Source organism: Streptosporangium sp. NPDC049248 (assembly GCF_040678965.1).
Lineage (GTDB): Bacteria > Actinomycetota > Actinomycetes > Streptosporangiales > Streptosporangiaceae > Streptosporangium > Streptosporangium fukuiense.
In genome coordinates, this window is record NZ_JBFAQY010000076.1 from 1 (window position 1) to 1,982 (window position 1,982).

General features: G+C 68.0%; 1 protein-coding gene. It reads left to right on the top strand.

Annotated elements, in window-relative coordinates; genetic code table 11:
* Positions 1-122: 122 nt before the first annotated feature.
* A complete protein-coding gene (locus AB0K21_RS44585; protein WP_364159278.1) occupies positions 123-1,928 on the top strand; it encodes an IS481 family transposase in 1,806 nt (601 codons plus the stop codon).
* The last annotated feature ends 54 nt before the right edge of the window (positions 1,929-1,982 follow it).

The following is a 1,982-nucleotide window of genomic DNA, read 5'->3' on the forward strand; positions in this document are numbered from 1 at the left end:
TGTCCTGTCTCGCTTGATGGTTGACACTCTGGCCTCGCTTGATGCTTGACACCTTGATCGTCGTCTGTGCCTGCTCGTGGCGTTGTCTGCGCTTCGGGGAGGCCGGGATGGCATTGGTGGAGTTGAGTGTCGTGGAACAGCGCTATCACGCGGTGATCGAGGTGTTGTCGGGGGCGAAGGTCACCGATGTCGCCGAACGGTATGGGATCTCACGCCAGTCGGTGCATACCTGGGTGCGCCGCTATCGAGACGGCGGGCTGGGCGCTTTGGCCGATCGGTCGCACCGGGTGCGCGCACATCCGATGCAGACGCCGGCCGCGATCGAGGCGATGATCTGTGAGTTGCGCCGGGCGCATCCGCGGTGGGGGCCACGCACTTTGGGCTGGGAGCTGGCCCGGCGCGGAGTGGAGCCGGTGCCCTCGCGGGCGAGTATCTACCGGGCGCTGGTGCGCAACGCTTTGATCGATCCGATGGCGCGCAAGCGTAAACGCGGTGACTACGTGCGCTGGGAGCGGCCCGGGCCGATGCAGTTGTGGCAGATGGACATCATGGGCGGGGTATTGCTGGCCGACGGCGGTGAGTGCAAGCTGATCACCGGGGTGGATGACCATTCGCGGTTTTGTGTGATCGCCTCGGTGGTGGCCCGGCCCACCGGGCGGCAGGTCTGTGCGGCGTTCGCCGCGGCGATGCGCGCTTTTGGGGTGCCGCTGGAGGTGCTGACCGACAACGGCAAGCAGTTCACCGGCCGGTTCGGCGGGCCGAAGGCCGGTGAGGTGCTGTTCGAGCGCGTCTGCCGGGAAAACGGCATCCGGCTGCTGCATACCCGGCCGCGCACCCCGACCACCACCGGGAAGATCGAACGTTTCCATCAGACGGTGCGCCGGGAACTGCTCGACGACGCAGCGCCGTTCGCCTCGATAAGCGCGGCCCAGGAGGCGGTGGACGCCTTCGCCGAGCACTACAACACCGCCCGCCCGCACCAGGCGCTGGAGATGGCCTTTCCCGCCGACCGTTTCTTCGCCGACCATGTCGCCCTTCAGCAGACGCGGATGCAGGAGGAGTTGCCGCTGCGACTACCGGCCGGTTTGAGCGTGGTGGAGCCGTCGGCCTCGTCGATGACCCCGACCGCGCCGTCGCCGCAGGTCGTCACCGACGAGGAGGTGCCGGTGACCGAGCCGATGCAGGTTTCGGCCATCGAGGTTGAGCGGGTGGTGCCGGACTCGGGCAACCTGTCGGTCGGCGGCCAGCAGGTCTGGCTCGGCCCTGACCGCGCCGGACTGTCGATCACGTTGTGGATCAGTACCGCGCATCTGCACGTGTTCACCACCACCGGCGGCCGGCTCAAGACGGTGGCCTCGCGCCTGACGGTCAAGGGCCTGGCCGCCCTGGTCGCCTCCGGGGATGCGCGCCCGGCCGCTCCCGCACCGGTTCCCGACACCCAACAGCACCGTGCGGCCGTCGAGGTCGACCGGCTGGTCAGCTCGATCGGCATCGTCAGCCTGGCCAGCCACGCGTTGTGCATCGGCGCTCACCTGGCCGGTCAGCGTGTCACGTTGCGTCTGGACGGCATCACCGCCCAGGTCATGGACGGCGAACGCCTGCTGCTGCGCACCGTGCGTTGCCCGCTGCCGATCACCGCATGCGGGCGCCTGCGCGGCGCTCGCCGGGCCGGTCCGCCACCGACCACGCCCACCGGGCCGGTCACCGTTCAGCGCACGGTCTCCATTCGCGGCACCATCATGGTCGTCGGCCAGAAGATCCAGGTCGGCCGGGTGCACGCCCGCAAGATCCTGGACGTGACCGTCGATGACACCCACCTCACCATCCACGCCGACGGCGAGCCGATCCGCGTCGTTTCGCGAACCACCACCCAGGAGGTCACCCGGATCAAGTCCAGAGCGCATACTAAACAGCGAAAGACCAGCTAGGAGTGTCAAGCATCATCCGATGCCATTGCGTCAAGCATCAAGCGAGTCACGACA